General features: G+C 36.1%; 20 protein-coding genes and 3 pseudogenes. 16 read left to right on the top strand and 7 right to left on the bottom strand.

Annotated elements, in window-relative coordinates:
• Positions 1–53: 53 nt before the first annotated feature.
• The 3 genes from F6K23_RS03320 to rimI form a co-directional block, all read right to left on the bottom strand.
• A complete protein-coding gene (locus tag F6K23_RS03320) occupies positions 54–2,522 on the bottom strand; it encodes an ATP-dependent Clp protease ATP-binding subunit (RefSeq protein ID WP_293150520.1) in 2,469 nt (822 codons plus the stop codon).
• A 186-nt stretch (positions 2,523–2,708) separates the two neighbouring features.
• Positions 2,709–3,923 carry a transposase gene (locus tag F6K23_RS03315; RefSeq protein ID WP_293150517.1) on the bottom strand — a complete coding sequence of 405 codons (1,215 nt, stop codon included), beginning with the start codon at positions 3,921–3,923 and terminating at the stop codon, positions 2,709–2,711.
• Between the two features lie 659 nt (positions 3,924–4,582).
• Complete coding sequence (gene rimI / locus F6K23_RS03310; RefSeq protein ID WP_293150514.1) at positions 4,583–5,209, bottom strand: ribosomal protein S18-alanine N-acetyltransferase; 627 nt, start codon at positions 5,207–5,209, stop codon at positions 4,583–4,585.
• A 108-nt stretch (positions 5,210–5,317) separates the two neighbouring features.
• On the opposite strand from rimI, the gene lysA reads away from it, so the two are divergent.
• The 3 genes from lysA (at position 5,318) to F6K23_RS03295 (ending at position 8,873) form a co-directional block, all read left to right on the top strand.
• Positions 5,318–6,724 carry a diaminopimelate decarboxylase gene (gene lysA / locus F6K23_RS03305; RefSeq protein WP_293150511.1) on the top strand — a complete coding sequence of 469 codons (1,407 nt, stop codon included), beginning with the start codon at positions 5,318–5,320 and terminating at the stop codon, positions 6,722–6,724.
• A 488-nt stretch (positions 6,725–7,212) separates the two neighbouring features.
• Positions 7,213–8,130, top strand: coding sequence for a diadenylate cyclase CdaA (gene cdaA, locus F6K23_RS03300; protein ID WP_293150508.1), 918 nt, complete (start codon positions 7,213–7,215; stop codon positions 8,128–8,130).
• Complete coding sequence (locus F6K23_RS03295) at positions 8,127–8,873, top strand: isoprenyl transferase (protein WP_124145552.1); 747 nt, start codon at positions 8,127–8,129, stop codon at positions 8,871–8,873. The genes cdaA and F6K23_RS03295 overlap by 4 nt, the downstream gene beginning before the upstream one ends.
• Positions 8,874–8,954: 81 nt before the next feature.
• Here F6K23_RS03295 and F6K23_RS03290 read toward each other — a convergent pair whose 3' ends face one another.
• The 3 genes from F6K23_RS03290 to F6K23_RS03280 all read right to left on the bottom strand — a co-directional run bounded on the left by F6K23_RS03290 (position 8,955) and on the right by F6K23_RS03280 (position 10,376).
• Positions 8,955–9,227 (bottom strand): DUF3143 domain-containing protein, encoded by a 273-nt coding sequence (locus tag F6K23_RS03290; RefSeq protein WP_293150505.1) that lies wholly within the window; start codon positions 9,225–9,227, stop codon positions 8,955–8,957.
• Positions 9,228–9,425: 198 nt separating this feature from the next.
• On the bottom strand, positions 9,426–9,899 hold the full coding sequence (locus F6K23_RS03285; protein ID WP_293150502.1) for a J domain-containing protein: 474 nt from the start codon (positions 9,897–9,899) through the stop codon (positions 9,426–9,428).
• 249 nt (positions 9,900–10,148) lie between these two features.
• Complete coding sequence (locus F6K23_RS03280; RefSeq protein ID WP_124145555.1) at positions 10,149–10,376, bottom strand: hypothetical protein; 228 nt, start codon at positions 10,374–10,376, stop codon at positions 10,149–10,151.
• 1,448 nt (positions 10,377–11,824) lie between these two features.
• On the opposite strand from F6K23_RS03280, the gene lepA reads away from it, so the two are divergent.
• From lepA to F6K23_RS03225, 11 genes and pseudogenes are all read left to right on the top strand, one after another.
• On the top strand, positions 11,825–13,630 hold the full coding sequence (lepA, locus tag F6K23_RS03275) for a translation elongation factor 4 (protein WP_293150499.1): 1,806 nt from the start codon (positions 11,825–11,827) through the stop codon (positions 13,628–13,630).
• 788 nt (positions 13,631–14,418) lie between these two features.
• Positions 14,419–14,850 (top strand): annotated as a pseudogene (locus F6K23_RS03270) (GDP-mannose 4,6-dehydratase); the annotation flags it as partial.
• 144 nt (positions 14,851–14,994) lie between these two features.
• A pseudogene (locus F6K23_RS42775) lies at positions 14,995–17,196 on the top strand (LAGLIDADG family homing endonuclease); the annotation flags it as partial.
• Positions 17,197–17,199: 3 nt separating this feature from the next.
• Positions 17,200–17,628 (top strand): annotated as a pseudogene (locus F6K23_RS42770) (GDP-mannose 4,6-dehydratase); the annotation flags it as partial.
• 116 nt (positions 17,629–17,744) lie between these two features.
• The gene (locus F6K23_RS03255; protein WP_293150496.1) at positions 17,745–18,998 is read left to right on the top strand and encodes a transposase; all 1,254 of its coding nucleotides are present in this window, start codon (positions 17,745–17,747) and stop codon (positions 18,996–18,998) included.
• 136 nt (positions 18,999–19,134) lie between these two features.
• On the top strand, positions 19,135–20,502 hold the full coding sequence (locus F6K23_RS03250) for a UDP-glucose/GDP-mannose dehydrogenase family protein (protein ID WP_293150493.1): 1,368 nt from the start codon (positions 19,135–19,137) through the stop codon (positions 20,500–20,502).
• A 151-nt stretch (positions 20,503–20,653) separates the two neighbouring features.
• The gene (locus F6K23_RS41410) at positions 20,654–20,851 is read left to right on the top strand and encodes a BrnT family toxin (RefSeq protein ID WP_367267601.1); all 198 of its coding nucleotides are present in this window, start codon (positions 20,654–20,656) and stop codon (positions 20,849–20,851) included.
• A gap of 121 nt (positions 20,852–20,972) precedes the next feature.
• On the top strand, positions 20,973–21,242 hold the full coding sequence (locus F6K23_RS03240; protein WP_293151023.1) for a DUF433 domain-containing protein: 270 nt from the start codon (positions 20,973–20,975) through the stop codon (positions 21,240–21,242).
• An 8-nt stretch (positions 21,243–21,250) separates the two neighbouring features.
• The gene (locus F6K23_RS03235) at positions 21,251–21,538 is read left to right on the top strand and encodes a DUF5615 family PIN-like protein (protein WP_293150490.1); all 288 of its coding nucleotides are present in this window, start codon (positions 21,251–21,253) and stop codon (positions 21,536–21,538) included.
• 105 nt (positions 21,539–21,643) lie between these two features.
• The gene (locus F6K23_RS03230) at positions 21,644–21,868 is read left to right on the top strand and encodes a hypothetical protein (RefSeq protein WP_293150487.1); all 225 of its coding nucleotides are present in this window, start codon (positions 21,644–21,646) and stop codon (positions 21,866–21,868) included.
• A gap of 60 nt (positions 21,869–21,928) precedes the next feature.
• Entirely contained in the window at positions 21,929–22,171 is a 243-nt protein-coding gene (locus F6K23_RS03225; RefSeq protein ID WP_293150484.1) for a hypothetical protein, read from the top strand.
• Positions 22,172–22,318: 147 nt separating this feature from the next.
• On the opposite strand, the gene F6K23_RS03220 is transcribed toward F6K23_RS03225, so the two are convergent.
• Positions 22,319–23,158: a phosphodiester glycosidase family protein gene (locus tag F6K23_RS03220; RefSeq protein WP_293150481.1), complete on the bottom strand. Its 840-nt coding sequence runs from the start codon at positions 23,156–23,158 to the stop codon at positions 22,319–22,321.
• 567 nt (positions 23,159–23,725) lie between these two features.
• Here F6K23_RS03220 and F6K23_RS03215 point away from each other — a divergent pair.
• Both F6K23_RS03215 and F6K23_RS03210 read left to right on the top strand, forming a co-directional pair.
• The gene (locus F6K23_RS03215; RefSeq protein WP_293150478.1) at positions 23,726–24,913 is read left to right on the top strand and encodes a hypothetical protein; all 1,188 of its coding nucleotides are present in this window, start codon (positions 23,726–23,728) and stop codon (positions 24,911–24,913) included.
• Positions 24,914–24,923: 10 nt separating this feature from the next.
• The gene (locus F6K23_RS03210) at positions 24,924–26,858 is read left to right on the top strand and encodes a hypothetical protein (protein ID WP_293150475.1); all 1,935 of its coding nucleotides are present in this window, start codon (positions 24,924–24,926) and stop codon (positions 26,856–26,858) included.
• Position 26,859 lies beyond the last annotated feature (1 nt).

Below are 26,859 nucleotides of genomic sequence, written 5' to 3'. Positions count from 1 at the left end.
AAGTTTAAACTTCCTGCCGCTTTACAATTAAATATTCACTTTAATTCCCTAAACTATTCAGCTCCTTGAGGCAACAACTCTCGTTTTTCACCTTGAGTAACCTTAACCTGACCATCTTCCCCTACATCAACCACAGCAGTATCGCCCTCGCGAACCGCACCAGAAAGAATTTCCTCAGCTAAAACATCCTCAAGTAAACGCATAATTGCCCGACGTAAAGGACGCGCTCCATAACTGGGATTATAACCTTCCTCAACTAACCGCTCTTGGAAGCGATCGGTAATTTCTAACTTGATGCCTTTTTCTGTCAGACGACTAAAGACTTCTTTCAACATAATCACAGCAATTTCCTTCACCTCATCCTTATTCAACTGACGGAAGACGATAATCTCATCTAGACGGTTGAGGAATTCTGGGCGGAAATATTGTTTGAGTTCTTCATTAACCAAGTTGCGAATTCGGTTGTATTGAGCATCTGCTTCATTATCGGAGAACTCGAAACCAAGACCGCCGCCTCCTTTCTCGATTACCTTAGAACCGATATTGGAGGTCATAATAATCAAAGTATTCTTGAAATCTACTGTCCGACCCTTAGCGTCAGTCAAGCGTCCGTCTTCCAAAATTTGCAACAGCATATTGAAGACATCAGGGTGAGCTTTTTCAATTTCATCAAATAGCACCACAGTATAAGGACGACGACGAACTGCTTCAGTTAGCTGACCACCTTCGTTATAACCCACATAACCAGGAGGAGAACCAATCAACTTAGAAACAGTGTGACGTTCCATATATTCAGACATATCCAACCGAATCATTGCTTCTTCTGACCCGAAGAAATATGTAGCCAAAGCCTTAGTTAATTCTGTCTTACCAACCCCAGTAGGTCCAGAGAAAATAAAGCTAGCAATTGGTCGGTTGGGGTTTTTCAATCCCACTCTTGCCCGACGAATAGCACGAGATACTGCTCTGACAGCTTCCTCCTGACCAATCAAACGTTGGTGCAGAGTATCTTCCATGTGTAGCAATTTCTCAGATTCAGATTCTGTGAGTTTACTAACTGGAACACCCGTCCAACTTGCAACAATATGAGCAATATCTTCTTCATTAACCACTGGAGAATCATTTTCACTCGTGGAATCTGTCTTTTTACTTTGAGCAAGGGAGCGAATTTCAGATTTAATCTCCATTTCCCGATCGCGCAATTCTCCTGCCTTATCAAAATCTTGAGAGCGTACTGCCTCATCCTTTTCTTTGAGAATTCCGCGCAACTCTTTATCTAACTCTTTAGCTGCGGGAGGAAGTTGAGAATTAATCAAACGAACCCGGGAACCTGCCTCATCGATCAAGTCAATAGCTTTATCCGGTAAATAGCGATCGCTAATATAGCGGTCTGACAATTTAGCAGCAGCTTCTAGAGCTGTATCCAAAATTTTTAACTTATGATGTTGTTCGTAACGTTCCCTTAAACCGTATAAGATTTCAATTGTCTCTTCAACAGAAGGTTCACCCACCATTACTGGTTGGAAACGACGTTCGAGTGCAGCATCTCGTTCAATGTGTTTACGATACTCATCGAGGGTTGTTGCCCCTATGCACTGTAACTCCCCACGAGCCAAAGCAGGCTTCAAAATATTAGCCGCATCAATTGCCCCCTCTGCAGCACCAGCTCCAATAAGAGTATGAACCTCATCTATAACTAGGATGACATTACCCGCAGAGCGAATTTCATCCATAATTTTCTTCAGACGTTCCTCAAACTCACCCCGGTATTTTGTGCCAGCCACCAATAGACCAATGTCCAGAGTAACTACCCGCTTTTCTTCCAGAATATCTGGTATATCATTATTAGCAATACGTTGTGCCAGACCTTCAGCGATCGCTGTTTTTCCTACCCCTGGTTCTCCAATAAGTACAGGATTATTTTTCGTTCTACGACCTAGAATTTGAATAACCCGTTCAATTTCCTTTTGCCTTCCCACTACTGGGTCCAACTTACCTTCGGAAGCCATTTGAGTCAGATTAGAACCAAACTCGTCCAGAGTAGGAGTTTTAGTCCGTCCACCGCCACCACCAGCAGTGACTTCTGCGGTTTCACCCAACATCCGAATTACCTGAGTCCGTACCTTCGAGAGGTCTACCCCTAAATTTTCTAGAACTCTTGCTGCAACTCCTTCCCCTTCTCGAATTAAACCCAGAAGTAGATGCTCAGTACCAATATAGTTATGTCCTAATTGTCGTGCTTCCTCCAAGGATAATTCTAAAACCCTTTTAGCTCTGGGAGTAAATGGAATTTCTACAGCCACAAATCCAGATCCACGGCCAATTATTTTTTCTACCTCAATCCTAGCGTCCTTGAGATTAACACCCATAGATTTGAGAACTTTGGCCGCAACACCTGTGCCTTCTCCAATTAGACCCAGGAGAATTTGTTCCGTCCCCACAAAGTTATGTCCCAAGCGCCGAGCCTCTTCTTGGGCCAACATTATCACTTTGATTGCTTTTTCGGTGAAGCGTTCAAACATAATTAATTAATTCCTATTATTTATATAGTTGCCCTTCTGCTTATTCTAGCGTGACATTTATATTAAAACTGTTACCCACCAAATGCTTATCTAGACCTGAGATACTTGAGCAAAATATGAAATAATTTTGCCACGGCAATAATTTCATGTCTGTAATTAAGTTTTCAGTGGTTGACACTCCCTGGTCTAAAGACACGGGGATTCTTGGTTCACAGACTCGCCATCACCTAGCAGGACTTCTCCAACTAAGCCAGAGGGCAAATCTCCCCAAACGTAAGTTCCCGTGTGCCCCACGGTACGTAATCCTTTTTGAAGGATATTTAATGCTGCATTGACATCTCTATCTTCTACGAATCCACAATGAGGACAAATATGAGTCCGAGTTGATAGGGATTTTTTAACTTTCTGACCACAATTAGAGCAATTTTGAGAAGTATTATGTGGAGGAACTGCAACAGTTACTTTTCCGTATTTTAAGCCAAAATACTCTAACCATTGTCTAAAAGTTGACCATGCAACATCAGAAATTGATTTAGCTAGATGTCGATTTTTTACCATGCCTTTAACATTTAAGTCTTCATAGACTATCAAATCGTTAGATTGAATGACGCAGTATGCTACTCTCTTAGCGTACTCTTTACGTTGCCTACTTACTCTTAAATGTTTCCGTGCATATCGATTTCTAGCTTTATGATAGTTTTTCGACTGCGGTTTAGCATTCTTTTTGTACTTCTTAGATTTTTGACGATTTGCTCTGTTTAACTGTTTTTCAGTTTTTCTATAGAACTGAGGATTTTCTATAGTATTACCATTACTATCAGCTAAGAAATATCTAATTCCTACATCTAGACCTATTGCTTTTCCTGTTGGTTTAGTTTCAATTCGTAAATCAGTTCTAATTCCGAATTGTACATAATAACCATCAGCACGTCTAACTATTCTTACTCTTTTTATTTGGTCTAGTTGATAGTAATTCAAGTCATAAGTACCTTTTAATTTTAAAGTACCTATATTTTTCCGATCTTTAAAGGTAATAGCTTTTCTTGTTTCTGACAGTTTCCATCCACTGGTTTTATATTCTACAGACCTAGTATATTTTTTAAACTTCGGAAAGCCTTTCTTGCCTTTTATTTGTTTCTTAGAGTTATCGTAAAATCTAGATATTGCACACCATGCTCTCTCCGCCGCCGATTGTCTAGCCATTGAATTTAGTTCAGAAGCAAATTTAAACTCTTTTGCCAATACTTTACAATATTTATTCAAGTCATACTTACCTACTTTTTCATTATCCATCCAATATTTTATACACTTATTTTGAATGAATTGAGATGTAATAATTGCATTATCTATTGCTTTATATTGTTCTTGTTTTCCTTTGACTTTGAACTCATATATTCTCATTTGACTCGACCTATCATATTTTAATTTATGCTTAAAAACATAGCATAAAAATATATTTTTTGTCTATATTTTTGACAAATTAATTTAACATGATTAATTATCACTAAAGTCACTCGCACCGCTTATATCCCAGGATATAAGCCATTGGGTTTTACACATTTCGTTATTCTCTTAATAAATTTTTGTACCACACTATTCAAACACTAAATAGTCTTATGAGTTTATTCAGCTTAGTATAGTTGGTATCTAGATAGTTTAACGTTATATACTTTATCCTATCTAACATTCATGGTATTGAATATTACGTTTTTATAGCCAACTATATAATTTTAGCTTCTCAAGTATAGCTTAGGTTTTTATATAGGGATTATTCAATATGTTTGTTGATTTTAAGAAATTCTAAAGTTTTATTGGTAACAATTATCCATTTCAGTCCACTAAATCTTTGGTAGTAACGTAGTTTTTTTATTTTAATTAGACCAGAAAATATGCTAAAAATATGCAACGTTTTGCGACTTTTCTCAAGGTTTTATTTATTTTATTATTTTCATAAATACCATCTAAAATATCATAAAATTATTTAAAATATAGGTTAAATAGTCTATGAAGCAAATTAAATTCAAATAACAAAAAAAATTTAATTAATTTATTACCAGCTATCAATTACCAATAACCGATTCTAACTTTTCCCATTTCACTTCATAGCCATTCAGACGAGCGATCGCTTGTCTATGCCATTGGGACAAAGTTTGCTCAAATTCTGGTTCATGTAGATGACCACGCCAGAGAATCAGAGCATCTTCGCCAGTTTGCTGATAATATCCTCGACGACGGCCCACATCTTGAAACCCAAACTTGTGATAAAGGGACAATGCAGATGTATTTGAGGCTGCAACTTCTAGAGTTGCTCGCTCTAACCCTCTATCCCAAGCAGAGCTCATTAAGGAATATAATAATAATTGACCTAAACCCAGACGTTGGTATTGGGGATGAATTCCGAGAATAGTAATGTGTGCTTCCTCTAAAATAGCCCACAAACAACCTATGCCAATTATGGACTGATAATTGGTAAGCTCTGATTTAGAGTTAGAAGATTTTAAGGTTACTTTCCTTTTCAACTCATTCTCATTTTGGCTAATTACTAAAATTAGCAGATCGCTATTAGGACTTTCTAGCTCTCGTTGATAACCTTGAAAATTCCAGAGTCCACCAAAGCAAAGTCGATCCAATTCAACCACACTAGAAATATGCTTTGGACTCATTGGTTGAATGGTAATAATTGCCATACTTACAAAAGTCTAAATTATAGATAAAAAATTAATCAAAAATTGACAAATTGAAATAACTTCCATTTATTAGATTAGACTAATAGGGTATAACTCTGTACAACACTTATGGTATCAACTCAAGCTGTAATATCCGCAAATTCTGGACTTCAGTATTTGCCAAAAATGGAAAGTTCACCAAATCAGGAACTTCTACCACTCACTGCCAAAGTTAACAATTTAGACCACTTAGAAATCGGTGGTTGGGATGTCCCAGCACTGGTCGAAAAATTTGGCTCACCTCTATATATATTGGACGAATATACTCTTAGGACAGCTTGTCGTCAATATCGAGATGCACTTAAACAGTACTACCCTGGAGAATCTTTAGTTCTTTATGCTTCTAAAGCTTGGAGCTGTTTAGCAGTATGTGCTATTTGTGGCTCTGAAGGTTTAGGTATAGACGTTGTATCTGGAGGTGAATTATACACAGCTATCCAAGCAGGTATTAATCCAGAGAAAATATACTTCCATGGCAATAATAAATCTCTTGCAGAATTAAGTTTAGCCGTCGAAACAGATTGTGTAATTGTTGTTGATAATTGGCTGGAATTAAAAACATTAGCAGATTTAAAAAACGAACAAACAGAGGCACTAGAGAATCCCACAAAAATCATGGTGAGGTTTACACCTGGTATTGAATGTCATACCCACGAATACATTCGTACAGGTCATCTAGATAGTAAGTTTGGATTCGATCCTAACCAATTAAATGATGTTTTTAGCTTCATAAGTCAACAACAAAAACTATCATTTATAGGAATTCATGCTCATATAGGTTCCCAAATTTTTGAAGTTCAACCCCATCAAGATTTAGCAAGTGTAATGGTAGATGCAATGACAACTGCCATGGCACATAATCTATCAGTCACAGAAATTAATATGGGTGGTGGTTTAGGAATCCGTTATACTGAAGCAGATGACCCTCCTAGTATTGAAACTTGGGTTCACAATATCAGTAAGGCAATGGTAGATGCTTGTCAAGCTAGACAATTACCTTTACCAAAACTATTATGCGAACCTGGACGTTCAATTATTAGCCCGGCCTGTGTAACAGCTTATACAATTGGTTCTCAAAAACAAGTCCCAGAAATTAGGACTTATATATCAGTAGATGGGGGAATGTCAGATAATCCACGTCCAATCACCTATCAATCTCTTTATAGAATGGTAGTAGCGAATAAATTATCTGAACCAGCAACAGAAACAGTTACCGTTGCTGGTAAACATTGTGAATCTGGTGACGTTCTAGTTAAAAATGCTATGTTACCCGTAACTCAACCAGGAGATTGCTTAGTAGTAATGGCTACTGGTGCGTACAACTATAGCATGGCTTCCAACTACAATCGTCTACCACGTCCAGCAGGAGTTTTAGTTAACAATGACGAAGTAAATGTAATATTACAAAGGGAAACTTACCAAGATTTACTCAGTCACGATGTTTTACCAGAACGAATAGCTATAGAACAATCATAGTATTTGATTCCAAAGCAAAAAAACAATAGTTAAGGTGAAAAAAATCAAACTGTCGTATGTCTTATACCTTGCTACAGATATATCAATTTGATTTTTAATCTAATTTGGCAATAAGTCCCACATCTACTGATAGCTCAAAAGCAAATTCTAGCGTTGGCATAATTTGTTACCAAGAAAAAATGATGCTATAAGGAATAGTTAGGACTAAGGGGAGGTGAGACAGATGTAACTATAATTAGTGAACTAGAATTTGCATCAAGATGCTTATACTATAAATGAAGGAGTATAGCATCTATCATATTCCGCAAAGCTACTAATGACAAAAAATGTCCAATGAACAGTGGATGATCAAACTTATTGTTCATTGATATCGATAATTAATTATTTACATTACGCAAGAGAATAAATACTCTTTGCTGGTGATGACACCAGAATGTTAAATAAAAAAACACATCAAAAGTTGACGTTAGATTAATAATTAAAGTTCAATGAAATCGGGTCTTAGTAATGACCCAGGCTTGATGAAGTCCTTATTGGTACATAGTATCGATATCGGACTGGTTCTAGCCTTGATATATATGGTGCTTGTCATCATAGGGGAACGTCGTACATTATGGATGGTAAGAGGGTTTATAGTCTTAATGTTGGCTTCAGCTTTAAGTCATTGGGCTGGATTAAAACTTTTAAGTTTTGCCCTCAACAGCTTAGTTATAGGTTCTGCTGTTTCCATGGCAGTAATATTACAATCAGAATTCCGTAGGTTTCTTGAGCAGTTGGGACAGGGAGAAATTCTGCAAATGTTTGGACATAATCGTAGAGTTTTACCTGAATCAGATAGCATTATTGATGAAATAGTAGAATCAATCAAACAACTGTCTCAAAATCGTATAGGCGCTTTGTTAATCATAGAAACAGATGGGCCTATAGATGAGAGGGATTTTTCTGTACCTGGTGTGAAGTTAAATGCGGAACTTTCTAAGGAACTATTACAAACCATATTTCAGCCAAAAACTTTATTACATGATGGCGCTGTCCTAATTAGAGAACATAAAGTTATATCAGCTGGTGTGATTCTACCATTGTCTGAAAGAATAGCTTCCAGGCAATTAGGGACTCGTCATAGAGCAGCTATGGGAATTACAGAACAAGTAGAAAAGTGCCTCTGCGTAGTGGTGTCTGAAGAAACTGGTTCTATTTCTCTGGCCGAAAAAGGGACTTTGAATCGACCCTTAACCAGTAATAAACTTAAGGAATTATTAGAACAACGCCTATTTCTATCAGGTAGTGAAAAAAATACAAAACCATTCACCATAGTTAATCTTGGACTTCAAATAGGATCGAAAGGATCGAGATTAATGTCATGGATGCTTCGTCAAAGTCCATCAGCTCCTCGAAAGAAAAGATGAATCAAGGAACTTGCTTACAAGATTTACCTGTTGACCTAGAACCAGAAAAGTTGCCTCGCCACGTAGCTGTAATTATGGATGGTAATGGCCGCTGGGCAGGACGCAGGGGTTTACCTCGAATTATGGGTCATAGGCGTGGGGTGGAAGCGCTGAAAGCCCTATTACAGTGTAGTAAAGATTGGGGTATAGAAGCATTAACTGCTTACGCATTCTCTAGTGAAAATTGGGGCAGGCCACTAGAGGAAGTTAATTTTTTGATGAGTTTATTTGAAAGAATTTTACGTCAAGAGCTACAGGAGATGGTGGCAGAAGATGTTCAAATTAGATTTGTTGGTAATCTAAGTTCTTTACCTCTATCTTTACAAGCTGAGATTAAACATTCAATGGAAATGACTCAGCAAAATCAGGGGATTAAGTTTACTGTAGCTACTAATTATGGAGGACGTCAGGAGATTGTACACGCTTGTCAAGCGATCGCCTCTCAGGTACAAAAAGGTTTACTCAAACCAGAAGAAATTAATGAAGGGTTATTTGAGCAATATCTTTATACTGCTGGAATTTCTCACCCAGATTTATTAATTCGTACCAGTGGGGAAATGAGAATTAGTAATTTTTTATTATGGCAAATGGCTTATTCAGAAATCTATGTTACTGAAACATTTTGGCCTGACTTTAACCGCTCTGAATTTCATCGTGCCTTATTTGCTTATCAAAAACGTCAACGCAGATTTGGTAAAATATGATACGAAAATCTATTTACGCAATACAGAAAGCTAATATTTTTGATTCGTAAGTTCAATTTTGTTGGCTGGAGTTATATTTAACTAAGGCCCACAAAAAATTGCTTCTTCAAGGTCCTGACGACTCAAGGAATATTTAAAGGAGCGTTGAATATCATCACCATTAGCACTAGCGTCTACATACCGCACTGTAAGTTGATCGATATCAAGTGATAATTCTGCTTTCCAGGTAGGTTTTTCAACCCACCAACAATGTAATTTTTCAGAATTTTGTTGGCAACCATTTTCTTGGAGCCATTCTTCAATTTTGGGCAGAGGGTGGTTATATAAGGGAGTATCTGGTTTGGGAGTATCCATTTTTTTTGTACCTACAAACAAAAAATATCTAGAATTAATAATAATTTTAATAACTTACAAAGACTTCCAGTAATTCAGTTGCGTCAATTCTAGAACATATAATATATTTACTTTTTCCAATGATTTTTAAAATAATATCATAGAAATTAATCAAATATTAAATATTTATATATAACTATTTTGATCAAATCAATAAAGCTATAATGAATGTTTTATTTCTATGAATTGATTTCCTGGTGGTTCAATAGGTTGGATAGTTACCTCTGGACGTATGAGGCCAATAGTAATAGCTATCAACAAACAACTAATTAAAGTTATACCTATAATCAATAAAGCAAATAATTCACCAGCAGATAATGGTCTGTCTTGAGGGTCTAAGTAGGCAGAGGAATTTCTATGATTAAAATTAACTCTTTGACTCAAATCATCTACATATAAGCGCCTAATTTTTTTGTCGTACTCTAATCTTTTTTCTGAGTTGACGAGAGTAGCATAAGCTTCATTAATTTGCTGGAATTTTACAGTGGCGATCGCCTTTGGCATATCTGTAGTATCTGGATGATAGCGCTTACTTAGTTCTCGATATGCTCTTCTAATTTCCTGATTAGATGCTTTTGGATGGAGTCCAAGCAAAGAATAATAACTCACACCCAAAGGAGTGTATTTTGACATTCTTTAATTTTTGTTGTTTGTAGTTTCCAAACTCAATTAATTTTTGTCAATAACTATTTACTAACTCACTGATTTCAATCGTCCTTAACAACTCATAGTTGGTTGGTAAGGTACAGCATATATTATGATTTATCAAAAATTATCTTTAAGTTTCATTTAATTAATCAAAAGTTTGGATAGTTGATAATCTTAAATAAAATCTATATTAACTTATATAAACCTTTCACATAATCTGAAGTAAATAGTATTTTAATCGTTCCATTCCCCTCTTGGTGGGATAGGAGGATTTCTTTGCAGTGTCAGGGCTAACTCATCTTCTGGAAGTCCTCCTCTTAACCACTGACGAAGGGCACTTTCAATGACCTTACTCGGGTCATTTGTCAAATGTTGAACTTGGTCTAATAATCTAGAATCTATGTTTATAGATAATTCTACTTTTTCTGGTAATTTCGACTGATTAACTTCAGGCTGATTCATAGCAAGACAATCTTAAAATCTAGAAAAGCTACTTTATATTATGTTGACATACTCCACTCAATGAAGTGAGTTAATTTTCTCAAGCTCACCCATAGATATTACTGTTTTATCCAGTCTACTTAACTATCTGTTGCGGTAGATACAGATAATCAAAGATGGTTTTGTCCACAGTTATTGATGTGAATGGCCTTAGTTCGCTGATGCCCTCCGCTACTATTTTTTTAATGTGACATACTCCCACGCTAACCCCAAATATAGCGTGGGCTTCTCGCTTCATAGTCCGGCCATTGCGTGGGACAAGGGCGAGTTTTAAGGACGGGATGCCCCGCAGCCCTTTTTGCAAATAAAAAAGCTGCTCTCCTAGCCCCGCAATCAGATTTTACATTCCCAACGGATTACTAGGATGGATGGGTATTAACCCCTAATCTTATTTGATTTTCATGGTTCATCACGCTGCGGTTGTTAACTCAAACCAGCTTGAGTCTATCATAACATCAAATTTGTAAATTAATGGGACATCGAGTCCCATTACCCATTAATTTACCGTCGATTCATCTCACACCATAATTGAAAATTGGGTGTGAGATGAATCGACGCTCTAGCTAAATCTTATGGATTTTGGGTCTTTGGAAAAATTAATTTACTCAGAGGTTTTTTACTGTGTTTTCCCCACCACAGACATAGTATTAATTTCGGCAGGTTGTCAGTTTCTTGTATTTTCCCTCATGCCTGGATATTTCAACAAATTTCACTTTAACACAAAGTAGTATTTCAAGGAATAGAAAAATTTTTATAGTCATAAACACAATTCATAATGTGTATTAATTTTTACATATCGACTGCAAAAGTTGGTGAATCAAGCTATGAAAGCTAAATTTATAAAGTATAAAATGCTTTTTAATTAGTATTTAGGCGATCGCCATTTAAAAAAAATCATAGCCAAAATCACCAACACCCAAAAGAGAAGCTCTCAATTAGTGAAGAATCTGGAATTTGATCGTCGCTACGGTTTCTTTAGTGATAGGTTGTAGGTGTAGAAAACAGGCACTAGCAATTGCTCAAACCTTTAATTATAGCATAAAAATAGAAGATAGAGGAAAGTTACACCTATGGTAGGGGCGTTTGAGGTGCGGAATGTTACACAAATACTAAAGATGTCGCGATAGCCATTAACCAGCATTGTGCGCTAGCTTTGAGCGGAAGCTCTGTGAAGCGAAAACAGCTGTTCCCATAGAATTTCTTTGACTGTAGTCTCCATAGTAGTCAAGAGTAATCATAGAAATTTCTTTTTTAATCAGGAAACAATTTAGGCCAGAACCTAATTTAAGTCAGGCTAAAGCTCAAAAATCTTCAGAATTAAAATATGTTAAGAATTATAGATAGATTGAATTAATTGCGCCAAGACCAGAACAAAAATAAGGCATTTCAAATTATTAACAAAAGAAAGTATGACAAAAGTTCCTGTATCTCATATTCGTAACTTTTCAATCATTGCCCATATAGATCATGGAAAATCAACTTTAGCCGATCGCCTCTTACAAGCAACTGGCACTGTGGAAGACCGTGAAATGAAGGAGCAATTCCTAGACACAATGGACTTAGAAAGGGAGCGTGGTATTACAATCAAGCTGCAAGCTGCCCGAATGAATTATCATGCTGAAAATGGAGAAGAATATATATTAAATCTCATAGATACCCCTGGCCATGTTGACTTTTCTTATGAGGTGTCCCGCTCTCTTGCAGCTTGTGAGGGTGCTTTATTGGTGGTAGATGCTTCTCAAGGAGTAGAAGCTCAGACTTTAGCGAATGTCTACTTAGCTTTGGAGCATAACCTAGAAATTATTCCGGTCTTAAATAAAATTGACCTTCCAGGAGCAGAACCAGATAGAGTTAAACAAGAGATAGAAGAAATAATTGGCCTAGACTGTTCGGGGGCAATTTTAGCATCTGCCAAAGAAGGAATTGGGGTCCCGGAAATTCTCGCATCAATTGTTAAATTAGTACCACCACCACAAGATACTATTGATGAAAAATTACGCGCTCTCATATTTGATAGTTATTATGACCCATATCGAGGGGTAATTGTATATTTCCGGGTCATGGATGGGACTATTGCTAAAGGCGATCGTATTCGACTTATGGCATCGGGAAAAGAATATGAAATAGATGAATTGGGAGTTCTTTCCCCTACTCAAAAACCAGTACAAGAGCTTCACGCAGGAGAGGTAGGTTATTTAGGAGCAGCTATCAAAGCTGTGGAGGATGCAAGGGTGGGAGATACAATTACTCTAGCTAAAAAACAAGCAGAGGCTCCTTTACCTGGGTATACAGAAGCTAAACCTATGGTATTTTGTGGCTTATTTCCCACCGATGCTGACCAGTTTCCTGATCTACGAGAAGCTCTAGACCGACTCAAACTTAATGATGCAGCTCTATCTTATGAGGCAGAAACATCAAGTGCAATGGGTTTTGGGTTTCGGTGTGGTTTTTTAGGGTTGCTGCACATGGAAATTGTCCAGGAAAGGTTAGAGCGAGAATATAACCTAGATTTAATTGTTACTTCTCCATCAGTAGTTTATCGAGTAACCACTAGTAAAGAAGAAGTTATTCTGATTGATAATCCAAATTTACTACCAGACCCTAATCATCGAGAAAAAATGGAAGAACCTTATGTCCAGGTAGAAATGATTACTCCAGAAGAATATGTAGGGACATTAATGGAGTTGGGTCAATCACGACGTGGGATATTTAAGGATATGAAGTATCTGACTAAGGGTAGGACAACTTTAGTATATGAAATTCCTTTGGCAGAAGTAGTTACGGACTTTTTTGACCAAATGAAATCTCGTTCTCGTGGTTATGCGAGTATGGAATATCAACTTATAGGGTATCGTGAAAATCCTCTGGTGAAGCTAGATATTATGATTAATGCTGAACCAGTAGATGCTTTAGCTGTAATTGTACATAAGGATAAAGCTTATGGGGTAGGTCGTGCTTTGGCAGAAAAGCTTAAAGAATTAATTCCTCGCCATCAATTTAAAGTACCAATTCAAGCATCTATCGGTTCCAAAGTTATTGCTAGCGAACATATTCCTGCTTTACGGAAAGATGTTTTGGCTAAGTGTTACGGTGGGGATATTAGTCGTAAGAAAAAATTATTGCAAAAACAGGCAAAAGGTAAAAAACGAATGAAGTCATTAGGTACAGTTGATGTGCCACAAGAAGCTTTTATGGCAGTTTTGCGATTAGATTAATATCCGAACTAAGCTGTTCATTAATTGATAATGGATAATGGATAATGGATAATTACCTCTATCTTTTAGGGAGAGGATTGACCAACGCCGAAAAAATTTATTTTTTTCCTCTTGAAAGGGGAGGTAGAGTAAGCTCAATTGTTTAATTATTTAATTATTTAATTAGGGCTTGCTGATTAAATATAAAACCATTAACATATAAAGACTTTAGCCTTTTTGGGGTCTAAAAAAGTGCCTGGTTTTCCGCTCTTTATGCTCAAAAAGGAGCGTATTTTAGGCGCATAGTTGGGCAGAACAATCTTGGGACAATTATTACCGAATAATTAATAATTAAATAATTCGCGCCTTGAAGCCTCCTATTTTAAGGGGAAAAAGCGGTCGAGGGATGGCGAGGTCTCCTCGCCATATCCAATCGACCAAGAGAAAAGAAATAATATTTCCTTATCTTCAATTCCGTAGCGGTTTTAACCAGAGGTAATTATCAATTATCCATTAATGAATCCTGCCTCCCAGCTCATTCCCATTTATCCTGTCTCCTGTCTTCTACCCCTACTAAAAGACTAGTGAAGCGCAAACCCTAATTATTAATTATTCGGTAAAAATCAAAAATAAAATCAATTATTATCGATAAATTATCAATTATTTCTCCCTTTTCCTTCTTCACTCGTTTCTGGAGATGTCTAATATCTTTCAGACCCATACTTTGTTAGTGTATGATGGAGTTTGATGTGGTTATTCAATTTTCTGTTGAAAATCACAACAAATTAAATTGCTCGGAAGTAGAAGTAATGAGAATATTAGTAACAGGTGGCGCGGGTTTTCTTGGTTCTCATCTGATTGATAGATTAATGGAACAAGGCCATGAAGTCATCTGTCTTGATAATTTTTACACAGGAACTAAGCGCAATATTTTAAAGTGGTTGAATCATCCTTATTTTGAGTTAATTCGCCACGATATTACTGAACCTATTAGATTAGAAGCGGATCAAATTTATCATCTAGCTTGTCCTGCTAGTCCAATACACTATCAATACAACCCTGTCAAGACAATTAAAACAAATGTGATGGGGACATTGAATATGTTGGGGTTAGCTAAAAGGGTAAAGGCAAGGTTTTTTTTGGCTTCTACATCTGAGGTATATGGAGACCCAGATGTACATCCTCAAACAGAAGAGTATAGAGGTAATGTTAATTGTATTGGTATTCGATCATGTTTTGACCCGAAAACTGAAATTTTAACTGAAGCAGGTTGGGTAGCTTTTCCAGATTTACAACCAGAATTAAAAGTAGCTACTTTAAATCCAGAAGGCAAAGTCGAATATCATATTCCTGATGAATATATCATACAACCATATATTGGGGAAATGTACCGCTTTGCTAATGCTAAATTTGATTTTTGTGTGACTCCTAATCACTGGATGTATGTGCGTAGCAAAACTGATAAGTTAAAGTTTATCAGGGCAGATGAAGATAAGCATTGGCACAGTTGGCGGGCATTAACTGGAGGAGATTTTGGTGGTGAAGAAGTAGAATGGTTTGAATTAGGAAATCCTCCTAGAAACGCCAAGGTAAAAGTAGAAAAAATCTTCATGGATGACTGGCTAGAATTTTTGGGTTATTACATTTCTGAAGGTTGCGTTCATGTGAGAAAAAGGTCACGAGTGGTAGGAGGAAATGATTATGATGTAGCAGATTATAATGTGTTAATTGCTCAAGAAAATCCTGAAGGACGTTTGAAAATTGCTAATTGTTTAAGTCATTTAGGCTTTAAGTTTTTTGATTCGGATGACCATCAATTTAGGATTTGTAGTAAACAGTTAGCTGAGATTTTATTACCTTTAGGTAAGTCTGGAGAAAAATACATTCCTCGGGAGTTTTTCCGGCTATCAAAACGACAGTTATTAATCCTATTTAAAGCTCTAATAATGGGTGATGGTTCGGAACGTGGAAATTGCTATACTTATTATAGTAAATCTAAACAATTAGCAGATGATGTACAAGAATTAGCACTTCGTTGTGGTTATGCTGCTTCTGTAGTTTCTCATGCAGTGGGACGCGACCTTTATCGAGTGAATATTCGACCTGCGAAGGATGCAAATTTAGTTGAACCAGAACGGTTCCATTATGTAGGAAAAGTTTATTGTGTTAATGTCACAAACCATGTGGTTTTTGTCAGGAGAAATGGCCGTGCTGCTTGGTGTGGTCAATGTTACGACGAAGGCAAACGAGTGGCAGAAACTTTGGCATTTGATTACCATCGTCAAAATAATGTTGATATTCGAGTAGTCAGAATTTTTAATAGTTTGACTGGAGACCAAAAGGTACTTTATTACATTGGTGAAAAACTCTATTATGAAAGTTTTACTGAATGTTATGACAGGATTAATGGAGATATTTCTAATGTATCAGTACCTTGTTTTGATGAAAATTCTAAGACAGTAATTAAACCAATTTCTGCAATTTGGAAACATCATGTTAAAAAGAAGGGTTATCAAATCAAAACTATCTGGGGTAAGCAGATAAAAATTACTGAAGACCATAGTTTATTTACTAGGGATAATAACGATAAACCTCAAGCAGTTTTTGGAAATGAATTAAAGGTGGGAGATGAAATAGGAGTTCCTAGTTATATTAGCTTTTTGGAACAACCTTTACAACCATTCCACATTACAGAGAAAATTTCTATTCAAGAAGAAATATCTGTAGAAAGTGAAGAGACAATCTCCTATGTAGAAAAATATGGAGATAAAATTCGTGAGTATTTATTGGCAAAAGGTGTTAACCCCGAACAACTTTATTCAATACTGAAAAGCTACGAGGCAAAAAATCAAATTCCTTTGCATCTATGGGAATATTTAGAACTTCCTCTATCTCAAAAAGAGAAAATTTGCTATTTATCTTCAAAGGCAATTAAAAATTGGGTGGGGAATATAGAAGAATTTTTGTGGTTATTAGGGTTTTATGTATCTCAAGGAAGTTTGATAGACAATGAATTGTTGTTTAAAGGAGGAGCTGAGAAACTAGGAAAATTAATAGAAGTAGTCGAAAGAATATTTGAATGTCAATGTGAAATTAAGATAGAAGGATCTATAAGTATTAGGTCAAAAATTATGGTCGATCTAATTGCAGAAGGGTTGAATTTTGGCAAGACAGAAAAAAATATTCCTAATTGGATTTTACAACTTCCTCAAAAACAATTAATTAGTTTTTTACAGGGATTAAGTGAAGGAAATAACATAGTAGAAAATCAACTAAAATCAAATATTGAATTTAAGAGTGACAGTCAGGCGATCGCTGAAAAGTTAGTATTAATTTTAGCTAAGTTTGGGCTAGTAGCAAGTGTCTCAGAAATAGAACAGAATTACCAAATAATAGTAGAGGGGTTAGAAGATAACAATATTGAGAATTTGTCTAACATTCAGCAGAAAATATCGGCAAAAAGTACTGGTGATATTGTCTGGGCAAAAATAGAAACTATTGAGGAATTTGAAATAGATGATTATGTGTATGATTTCTCAGTACCAAATTATGAAAATTTTATTGGCGGAAGCTACGGAATTTTTGCTCATAATACTTACGGACCAAGAATGTTAGAAAATGATGGTCGAGTAGTAAGTAACTTTATTGCACAAGCCTTAAAAGGAATACCACTAACAGTATATGGAGATGGCTCTCAAACCAGAAGTTTCTGTTATGTGTCAGACTTGGTCGAAGGGTTTATTCGATTAATGAATCAAGACTTTATTGGACCAGTTAATATCGGCAACCCAGGAGAATATACGATACTTGAATTAGCTCAAAAAATTCAACAAATGGTTAACCCAGATGCAGAGATAATATATAAACCTCTGCCACAAGATGACCCGAAACAGCGACAACCAGATATTACTCGTGCTAAAAAATATTTAGGTTGGGAGCCTACTGTTCCTCTCCAAGAAGGGTTAAAATTGACCATAGAAGATTTTCGAGAGCGGCTCAAAAATGAACCGCCAACTTGATTCGGCAAGTGGTCTCCCGTTATAATCTGCGATTTAACGGGAGGGGAATTGCCGAGACCAAATTAAACAGGTATCGATTGATGTTCAAATATAGCAATAAAGAGTAGTATAAAATTATGATAATTACTCATTGCTACAAAATTAAGCCCACTCCTGAACAGTCAGTCAAAATAGATTATTGGCTAGAACTGTTGCGAAGACATTACAATTATGCTCTAGGTCAAAGACTAGACTGGTTGAATAGAACTAGATGTCAAATTGACCGTTGTTCATTAATTTCATGTCCTATTGGTGAAATTTCAAGGTTGCCAGATTATTATTTTCAGCAATCAGCACTTAAACAGACAAAACAGTTATTTCCTGAGTACAAAGAAATCTATTCTGAAGTCCAGCAAATTAACTTGCAAAGACTAGATAAAGCTTGGAAACGTTGGCTAATACCTGACAAAAAGGGTAAACGTGGAGGACGACCAAGATTTAAAAAATCAGGAAAGTTAAGGTCATTTTGTTTCAGTAGAGTCAATCATCCCAAAGCAGTAATTAAATTTGATGGAAAACAAATAATTACTAGGAGGTTTGGTGCGATTCGAGTCATAGTTCATAGACAAATTCCAGATGGGTTTGTTATCAAAACAGCAACTATAACTAAAAAAGCTGATGGTTATTATGTAAGTTTTAGCCTGGAAGATAAGTCAGTTCCTAGTTTAATTTCTACAGAAAATATCAAAACTACTGTAGGTATTGATGTAGGCTTAAAAGAGTTTTTAACTACTAATACTGGTGAGACTGTTCCTGTTCCTAATTTCTATAGAAAATCTCAATCTAATTTAGCAAGAAAGCAAAAAAAAGTATCTAGAAAAAAAATAGGGTCAAACAACTGGAAAAAGGCACAAAATAGAATAGCTAGATTGCACCAACATCTTGCTAGACAAAGAGAAGATTTTCACTACAAAACTGCTCATAAATTAGTCAAAGAGTATAATTTAATTGCTGTTGAGGACCTTAACATTAAAGGTTTAGCTAAAAATACTAAACTGTCAAAATCAATTTATGATGTAGCCTGGGGAGCTTTTATTGAAAAGTTGAATGCAGTAGCGGTAAAGCGCGGTGTTCTTATGATTAAAGTTAATCCTCACAATACATCACAAAATTGCAGTCATTGTGGTCATAAAGTACCTAAAACTTTATCAGTTAGAACTCATTCTTGTCCTAAGTGTAAAGTAGTTTTAGATAGAGATGAGAACGCTGCAATTAACATATTAAATAAAGCGTTATGCGAGGTGGGTATCATCTTGCCTGCTTGTGGAGGCTTAGATATTGATCGGCCTGTGAAACAAGAAACTTCTTTGTTTGAGAAGCTCCCGTTATAATCTCCGATTTGATGGGAGATAACTTCACTGGTAAGGAGAGGCTATAAATCTCTAGGGATTAATTATTAATTATTAATTATCCACGATCCATTGGTAAGTCTTTTTTCGTGTTAAAAACTTTGAGGATATAATAAAGATGCGTGTTTGTGTCATTGGTACTGGTTATGTTGGCTTAGTTACAGGGGTTTGTTTATCTCATACAGGACATCATGTAATTTGCGTAGACAACAACGAGGAAAAAGTTAAACTCTTAAAATCAGGACAGTCTCCAATCTACGAACCAGGGTTATCTGAACTGATGCAAGGTTGCACCAAAGCAGGAACCCTAGAGTTTACATCTGACTTGAAAGCTGGGGTCGAGCATGGTGATATTTTATTTATCGCTGTTGGTACTCCCCCACTTCCTACAGGGGAAAGCGATACTCGTTATGTTGAGGCAGTGGCGAAAGGGATAGGCGCTCATTTGACTACTGGTTATAAGGTAATTGTGAATAAATCAACTGTGCCTATTGGTTCTGGTGACTGGGTACGAAGAATTGTTTTAGATGGGGTTGATGAGCGGAAAAAAGAGGAAGGTGGCTCCGGTACAGATATTGAAGCTGAATTTGATGTGGTTAGTAACCCAGAGTTTTTGCGCGAAGGTTCTGCAATATTCGATACTTTTAATCCAGACCGCATAGTTTTGGGTAGTAATAGTCAAAAGGCATTAGATATGATGTTGGAACTTTATGCTCCTCTGGTTGAACGTAAGTATGGTGACGACTCGTCACTCCCACCAGTACCAGTGGTAACAACTGATTTGAGTTCTGCCGAAATGATTAAGTATGCTGCTAATTCTTTCTTGGCAACTAAGATTAGTTTTGTGAATGAGATTGCTAATATTTGCGATCGCGTCGGTGCAGATGTGACTCAGGTTTCTAAGGGTATTGGTTTAGACTCTCGTATTGGTAATAAGTTTTTACAAGCTGGTATTGGTTGGGGTGGCTCTTGTTTCCCGAAAGATGTTTCTGCTTTGGTGCATACTGCTGATGACTATGGTTGTGAGGCACAGTTGTTGAAATCGGCAATTGATGTGAATAAGCGTCAACGAATGATCGCAATAGATAAGTTACAGCAAGCGCTGAAAATTCTTAAAGGTAAGACTATTGGGTTGTTGGGTTTGACGTTTAAGCCTGATACTGATGATATGCGGGATGCACCTTCTCTAGATTTGATTCAAGAGTTGAACAGGTTGGGAGCAAAGGTGAAGGCTTACGATCCGATTATTTCTCAGTCTGGTATGCGTCATGGTTTGACTGGTGTGGTAGTGGAAACAGATGCAGAAAGACTTGCTGATGGTTGTGATGCTTTAGTGTTGGTGACTGACTGGAAGCAGTTTGAGACATTAGATTACGCTAAGATGGTGAAGTCCATGGAGCATAATTTATTTGTTGATGGACGTAATTTCTGCGATCGCAAAGAGTTGGAAGCTGCTGGTTTTCAATATGTAGGAATTGGGCATTAAATAGCTATCAGCAATCAGCTTTTCCTAACGGAATGCTCCGCAAACAGCTTTCAGCTAGCATAATTTTCAACAAAATATTTATATAGGAGTGTTCTACGGAGCGCTCCTAAATTTTTACCCTACTCTCTACTCTGTAGGGACGTTGTATCCAATGTCCGTACCTTCGTCTTTTCTGGAGGTATCTAAATTATCCGGACATGATATTATCGGCAAATTTATTATGAAATGTGAATGGAATGAACAAAAAGCTGAGTCTAATCTATCTAAACATGGAATCTCATTTGCAGAAGCAAAAACTGTTTTTGAAGACCCTTTGTATGTTGATTTTTACCGAATAATTAAGGTTTAAAGCCTCTCCTTTCAAGGATAAAAAAGCGGTCGTTTGCGGAGCATTCCGTAGGATGGGATGGCGTTTTGCTCCGCAACATATAAAGCGGAGCGGCTCTGATAAGAGCGGGTTTCCTCGCCATATCCAATCGACCAATAGTTTGCTTAATCGAATTACTTATAACCCCAAACAATGTGGAGGGATACCTTGCATTCGAGGGATGCGAATTCGGGTTTCTGATATTTTAGATATGCTGGCAGAAAATGTTAGTAGTGGAGAAATTTTAGAAGATTTTCCAGACTTGGAAGCGGAGGATATTCAGGCTTGTTTGTTGTTTGCTTTCCGACGAACTAATATCCCTAAATTAACAGTATTAATTTTTGGATTGATGCTGAACTTTCTCCAAATTTAGCTAGTTGATTGGTCGAAACTTTTAATGTTCATGCTACAGTTATTAGAGATTTGGGGCTAGGAAATGCTGAAGATATAGATATTTTTAATGCTGCCAGGAACCTTGGTACGGTTATTGTTAGTAAAGACAGCGATTTTGTGGAGTTAGTTACTCGTTTAGGAACTCCTCCTCAAATTCTTTGGCTAACTTGTGGGAATGTTACTAACAGAAACCTGCGACATATCTTGAGCAATACTTTTGTCGCAGCATTACGAATGCTAGAAATGGGAGAAGCGATCGTGGAAATTAGTGATTAGTGAAATAGAAAGATCAGGATGGAATCTGTGGCATAATTTTAGGAATTAATTCCAGACAATTCCTCTGGGAAAAATTAGTAAAATCAGGCTTTTAACTTATAACTAATGACAGAAACAACTGCTAATTATGATGAACCTTGGAAAGCAGCAATTGGAGAATATTTGCCTTCTTTCCTCAGTTTTTTTTATCCAGAAATTCACAACTCCATTAATTGGAAAAAACCGCCAGTTTCTCTAGAAAAAGAACTAGAAAAAATTACAGCTTCAGCCACAACAGAAAAACGTTATGCCGATAAATTATTTCAAGCTTGGTTATTAGACGACCGATAAATCTGGATATTAATTCATATAGAAATCCAAAGTCAATACGACCGATAATTTAGCCAACGAATGTTTATCTATAATTATCGAGCATTCGACCTGTACAATAAACCTGTAATTAGTTTGGCTATACTGGGAGATGAAACACCATCTTGGCAACCCAGTTTCTATGAATACGGATTAGAAAAAAGTTGGATGAGATTCGATTTTTATATTGTGAAATTCTTAGATTATGAATGTGAGGAATTATCAGCAAATAACAATGTTTTTGCAATGATGGTAATGGCACACTTAAAAACCAAATGTAACTAAGAAGGGGCGATCGCTTCTTATTAAAAAGCTATTGAACTTTATCTAAACTTTTCTCTATATCGCTACAAATTAGAAAAATTACTTCAACACAGAATCTTTAAATAAACACCTAAAAAGTTTCAATAACTTTACCAAATATTAATAAAGCTACCCTAATATAACAATCATTTGAGGGATAGTTCTTGGTGAAGTTATATAATTATTTCCCTGACAAATTAATTGTGTAGAACCTCCACCATCTAACATCATTACTTGAGTGGCACCGAAACTTTTCAAAACTTGAGTCGCATGGGGTTGAGTTGCTTGTTTAGAAGTAAAAATTAAAATTGTTTCATTGAGGCGATCGCCATCTTTGTCTTTAACTCCAATAAATGTTCTACCTGTTTTATCTTTGACTCCTTTATCTGCATTTTCCTGTAAACCAACAATAAGATTAGGTGCTGTTGATAATTGGAGATTATTTGGCTGAAATTTAGTAATTAATGCTCTATCATTCCAGACTTCTAGCATTAATTTTTCATCGGGAAATTCTATTTCTCCTGCATAACCATCACTAACTATAATCCCATCTGACTTTACAGGAAATGCTAACCCTGTAGAGGAGTTTTTATCGTTTCTAAAAAATTGACCGTTAGTGATGCAAAATAAATTTGATTTTTCTGAATATAAGTTAGACCATACTTGTGATATTTTCTGACGTTCAAATTGTGGATCGTTACCGCCGTAAGCTCCTTTTTTAGTACCTAAATCTTTGATATTTCCATAGATAAAATTAATTTTTGCACCTTGAGTTAAATCAACAATTTGTACATAATCTAAATCTTTTTGATAAAGAGTTATTCCCTGGGAATTGTTAATAATTTGGAAGCCAAGAGATAGAGGGTTGTGTGATTTACTTTCGGCATTTTGGGTAGGAAATAAGTTTATTGTTATTAGGAGGATGGTTGTTAAAAATAATCCGGTTAAAGTCAGACTTTTTTTATTCATTATACCAATTTGATAAATATATTTGAAAAATGCTAGAGACGTTGTATGCAACGTCCTTACAGGATTATCATTTTTTTATGTGGTTCATTGACTTGAAAACTGTTGTAAAAGGCTAAAATCTCAATTCCTTGTAAATATCCTTCTTCAAAACATCTAAATTTATCCAAATCAAAAAAAGTTTGAAAAATTTAATATATTTTTACTTAAGTATCCCTATTTCAATTATTTCAATATAACTTTCCCTAAAATTATCTTCAAGCAAGACTTACCGAATAATTAAGGCTTAAAGTCTCTCCTTTAAAGGAGAAACAAGCGGTCGAGGGATGGCGAGGTCTCCTCGCCATATCCAATCGACCAAGAGAGAAAAAATTTTCCTTTTTTTCAATCTTCTTCCTTTTAGGGAGAGGTAATTACCAATTATCCATTATCAATTATCAATTATTGAAAGGCAGTTTCTCACCTCAGCTTAAAAAGTAATGCTAGACTCAGAATATCTAAAAAAACTGTTGAAATTGCTCTAGTAGTATTACGCTTGGCATCGTTATATTTTCAGAGGAAATGTAGGCAATGAAAAGTTACAAAATATTAACTTTAGGAGCATCTGGTGCAGGCAAAACTGTATTCCTGGCCAGTATGTTTAGGTCATTATCAACCCAAGGAGAATATGGTTTCTATCTTAAAGCTGAGGATTTCAAATCACAAACGCGACTAAATAATATTTACGAAAAGTTGATTATTGGAAAATGGCCTGCAACAACCAAGCATGATGAGATATCTGAGTGGAAGTTTACTTGTTGTATCAAGAATCCTAATCTGGCAGACTTCCCAATTTGTCAGTTTATCTATTTTGATTATGCTGGCGCACGGTTCGCACAGATAGACGAAGAAGACGATTATCAGCTACAAGAAATAATCAAACAAGCTGATGCAATTTTGGGTCTTTTAGATGGTCAAAAAATTCAGGCATTAATGAATAATAGTAATCAAGAAAAAATCTATCAATTTTTAAAGTTAGACTTACCACCAATAATTAAGTGGATGTCTTATTGTCAAGCACCTATTCAGTTTGTAATTAGTAAATGGGATTTGCTGGAAAATGATAATTTTGGTTTAAAAGAAATAAGCAATCGCTTCCTAGAAATTCCTGAGTTTAAAGAGTTAGTTGTTAATAGAAATAAAGAAGGTTCTCCAGTACGCTTGATTCCAGTAAGTTCAATAGGTTCTGGTTTTGCAACACCTCAACCTGATGGAAGTATGAAAAAGATTGCAGGTTCAATTCCACGTCCTTTTCACATGGAAGTTCCTGTATCTTGTGTTGTACCAGATCTTTTAGAGAAAGAGATTCAGAATCTTGACCTACTCATTAATATTGACGAAAATATTGGTGAAGATAGTATATTAAATCAATTATTACGAGCAACATTAAAATTCAAGATGTTGATTGATATAACTGTTGATTATTTAGTTTCAACTATCTTTGATGAATCTAAGTCTGAGGAAAAATTTTTGATAAACCTTATAAAACCAGCCCTCAGAAGAGTTGACAACTTATTGTTAGGCTCGGCCAAGAAAAAAATTGAAGAAAACGATAAAAAATTAGCTGAGTTCCGTCAAATAAGAGATGAATCTATAGGCAAAATTAATGATAAAACAACAGCCTTGAAAAGTGCTTTGAAAAGTTTTTTATATATTAGCAATAAACTGAGCCAAGATTTTCCTGACTCTAAAATAATTGTAGATCGACTAAACCAATAAGATAATAATTATGAAAATTAAAAATCCAGAAATCTATATTAAAAATTACAAGATTATTACTTTAGGAGCATCTGGAGCTGGCAAAACAGTATTTTTAGCCAGTCTTTTTAGGCAATTATCTACTCAAACTAGCGAAGGATTTTTCCTGGAGGTCAGTATTAAGCAGGGTCAAGAACTGAATAAAATTTATTCAAAAATTTTTGATACTGATAAAGGTTGGCCTCTTGGAACAATAGGTGGTGTAACACAGACAATATTTACTTGTTGTGTCACAAATCTTGCTCTTGAAAAGTTTCCAGTTTGTCAGTTTACCTATATTGACTATCCAGGAGATATACTTACAGGTATATTACCAAATCAAGACGACATTTTTGACTTTCAGCAAGAAGTCTCTAATGCTGATGCAGTGTTGGTGATGATCGATGGTCTAAAATTATTGAAATTAATGCAAGAAAAAGACCTGGATAATGAAGCAGTTAGACAATTATTGCTAATAGATTTACCTAACACGATGCAATTGGTAAATATCTGTAAAAGAGACACTCCTGTTCATTTTATTATCAGTAAGTGGGATTTACTTGAAGATGATTATAAGCTCTCATACATAACAGAACGCCTGCTAGAAAAAGTCCCTGAGTTTAAAAATGTAGTTCATAGTAGAGTTCAAGCTGGTTGTCCAGTACGTCTAATTCCTGTAAGTTCTATTGGTATGGACTTTGCAACCCTCCTGCCTGATGGTTCGATGAAAAAGAAGCCAGGTGCAATTCCTAAACCTTTCCAGTTAGAGATTCCTATTGCTTATGTATTAATTGATGGGGTAAAAGCTGACATTAAAGCCTTAAAATCATCCTCAGAAAACATTCCGCTATTGGATCTAGTTAAAAAAATAAAAGAACTAGCTCATGTAAACCAAGAAAAATCTTTACAAGAAGTGAAAGATCGAGACACGGCACGTAAGCACTTGGTCATTAGTTTCTTGAAGCATCTCAAGGATTTTGAGGAGAGATTTCCCAAAGCTAATTTAGGAGGAGAAGTTCTTTTTGCTCCTGAACCCATCCATAATTTGACAAAACATGAAAAAGTAGTCTGTTCGGTTGGTTTCACATCTGATGGTAGAACTCTTTTCAGTTCCAGTGATGACAGAACCGTTCTGTTTTGGGATGTTGCACGGGGAAATTTACAGAAAAAAATTGTGCAGGAAAAATCAGGTTGGGTACTAGCAAATCTTAGTCAGGACAATAAACTGCTGTTTACTGCGAGCGCAGATAAAAGTATTAAGGTATGGGATGCCAATACAGGAAAACTCTTGTATAAACCGTTGAAGGAACATTCTGAACCTATCAGTGGGTTTGTTGTTAGTTCTGATGGACGCACACTGATTAGTAGTAGTCGAGATCAAACTGTCAAAATCTGGCAATTAGAAACTAATGGCGGTAGAGTCATACACAGTTTAAGCGAACATCAAGGCTATATTTATGCTCTTGCTGTTTCTCCCAATGGGCAAACTTTAGCTACTGCTGGTACGGACAAGAAAATGCTGATTTGGGAACTGCCCATTAAAAATGATAAATTTCAGAAATTTCTTGCCCTCAAGCATCCTAGTTTTATCAAAGCTTTAGCCTTTAGTTCAGATGGTAAAATGTTGGTTAGTGGTTGTGGAGACAAAACTATCTATGTGTGGGATACGAACACCTGGAATCTCAAGTATAATTTGGAAGGACACACCGGAGCAATTTGGTCTCTGGCGATTAGTCCAGATAACCGCATCCTTGCCAGTGGAAGTAATGATTGCACAATCAAGGTCTGGAATTTATCAACCGGAACTTTAAAAACTGCTTTAACCGGGCACACTGGTATTATAACCACCCTAGCTTTTAGTCCAGATAATCAGACCTTAGCTAGTGGCAGTGATGACAAAACGATTAAAATTTGGCGAATTGTATAAA

The organism is Okeania sp. SIO2C9, from assembly GCF_010672455.1.
Taxonomy (GTDB): domain Bacteria; phylum Cyanobacteriota; class Cyanobacteriia; order Cyanobacteriales; family Microcoleaceae; genus Okeania.
This window is presented reverse-complemented; position numbering and strand designations above follow the sequence as displayed.

Bases quoted from the DNA above. Each gene is read 5' to 3' on its own strand.
- F6K23_RS03320 (WP_293150520.1), bottom strand. From the start codon at position 2,522: ATGTTTGAACGCTTCACCGAAAAAGCAATCAAAGTGATAATGTTGGCC.
- F6K23_RS03315 (WP_293150517.1), bottom strand. From the start codon at position 3,923: ATGAGAATATATGAGTTCAAAGTCAAAGGAAAACAAGAACAATATAAA.
- rimI (WP_293150514.1), bottom strand. From the start codon at position 5,209: ATGGCAATTATTACCATTCAACCAATGAGTCCAAAGCATATTTCTAGT.
- lysA (WP_293150511.1), top strand. From the start codon at position 5,318: ATGGTATCAACTCAAGCTGTAATATCCGCAAATTCTGGACTTCAGTAT.
- cdaA (WP_293150508.1), top strand. From the start codon at position 7,213: ATGAAATCGGGTCTTAGTAATGACCCAGGCTTGATGAAGTCCTTATTG.
- F6K23_RS03295 (WP_124145552.1), top strand. From the start codon at position 8,127: ATGAATCAAGGAACTTGCTTACAAGATTTACCTGTTGACCTAGAACCA.
- F6K23_RS03290 (WP_293150505.1), bottom strand. From the start codon at position 9,227: ATGGATACTCCCAAACCAGATACTCCCTTATATAACCACCCTCTGCCC.
- F6K23_RS03285 (WP_293150502.1), bottom strand. From the start codon at position 9,899: ATGTCAAAATACACTCCTTTGGGTGTGAGTTATTATTCTTTGCTTGGA.
- F6K23_RS03280 (WP_124145555.1), bottom strand. From the start codon at position 10,376: ATGAATCAGCCTGAAGTTAATCAGTCGAAATTACCAGAAAAAGTAGAA.
- lepA (WP_293150499.1), top strand. From the start codon at position 11,825: ATGACAAAAGTTCCTGTATCTCATATTCGTAACTTTTCAATCATTGCC.
- F6K23_RS03255 (WP_293150496.1), top strand. From the start codon at position 17,745: ATGATAATTACTCATTGCTACAAAATTAAGCCCACTCCTGAACAGTCA.
- F6K23_RS03250 (WP_293150493.1), top strand. From the start codon at position 19,135: ATGCGTGTTTGTGTCATTGGTACTGGTTATGTTGGCTTAGTTACAGGG.
- F6K23_RS41410 (WP_367267601.1), top strand. From the start codon at position 20,654: ATGTCCGTACCTTCGTCTTTTCTGGAGGTATCTAAATTATCCGGACAT.
- F6K23_RS03230 (WP_293150487.1), top strand. From the start codon at position 21,644: ATGACAGAAACAACTGCTAATTATGATGAACCTTGGAAAGCAGCAATT.
- F6K23_RS03225 (WP_293150484.1), top strand. From the start codon at position 21,929: ATGTTTATCTATAATTATCGAGCATTCGACCTGTACAATAAACCTGTA.
- F6K23_RS03220 (WP_293150481.1), bottom strand. From the start codon at position 23,158: ATGAATAAAAAAAGTCTGACTTTAACCGGATTATTTTTAACAACCATC.
- F6K23_RS03215 (WP_293150478.1), top strand. From the start codon at position 23,726: ATGAAAAGTTACAAAATATTAACTTTAGGAGCATCTGGTGCAGGCAAA.
- F6K23_RS03210 (WP_293150475.1), top strand. From the start codon at position 24,924: ATGAAAATTAAAAATCCAGAAATCTATATTAAAAATTACAAGATTATT.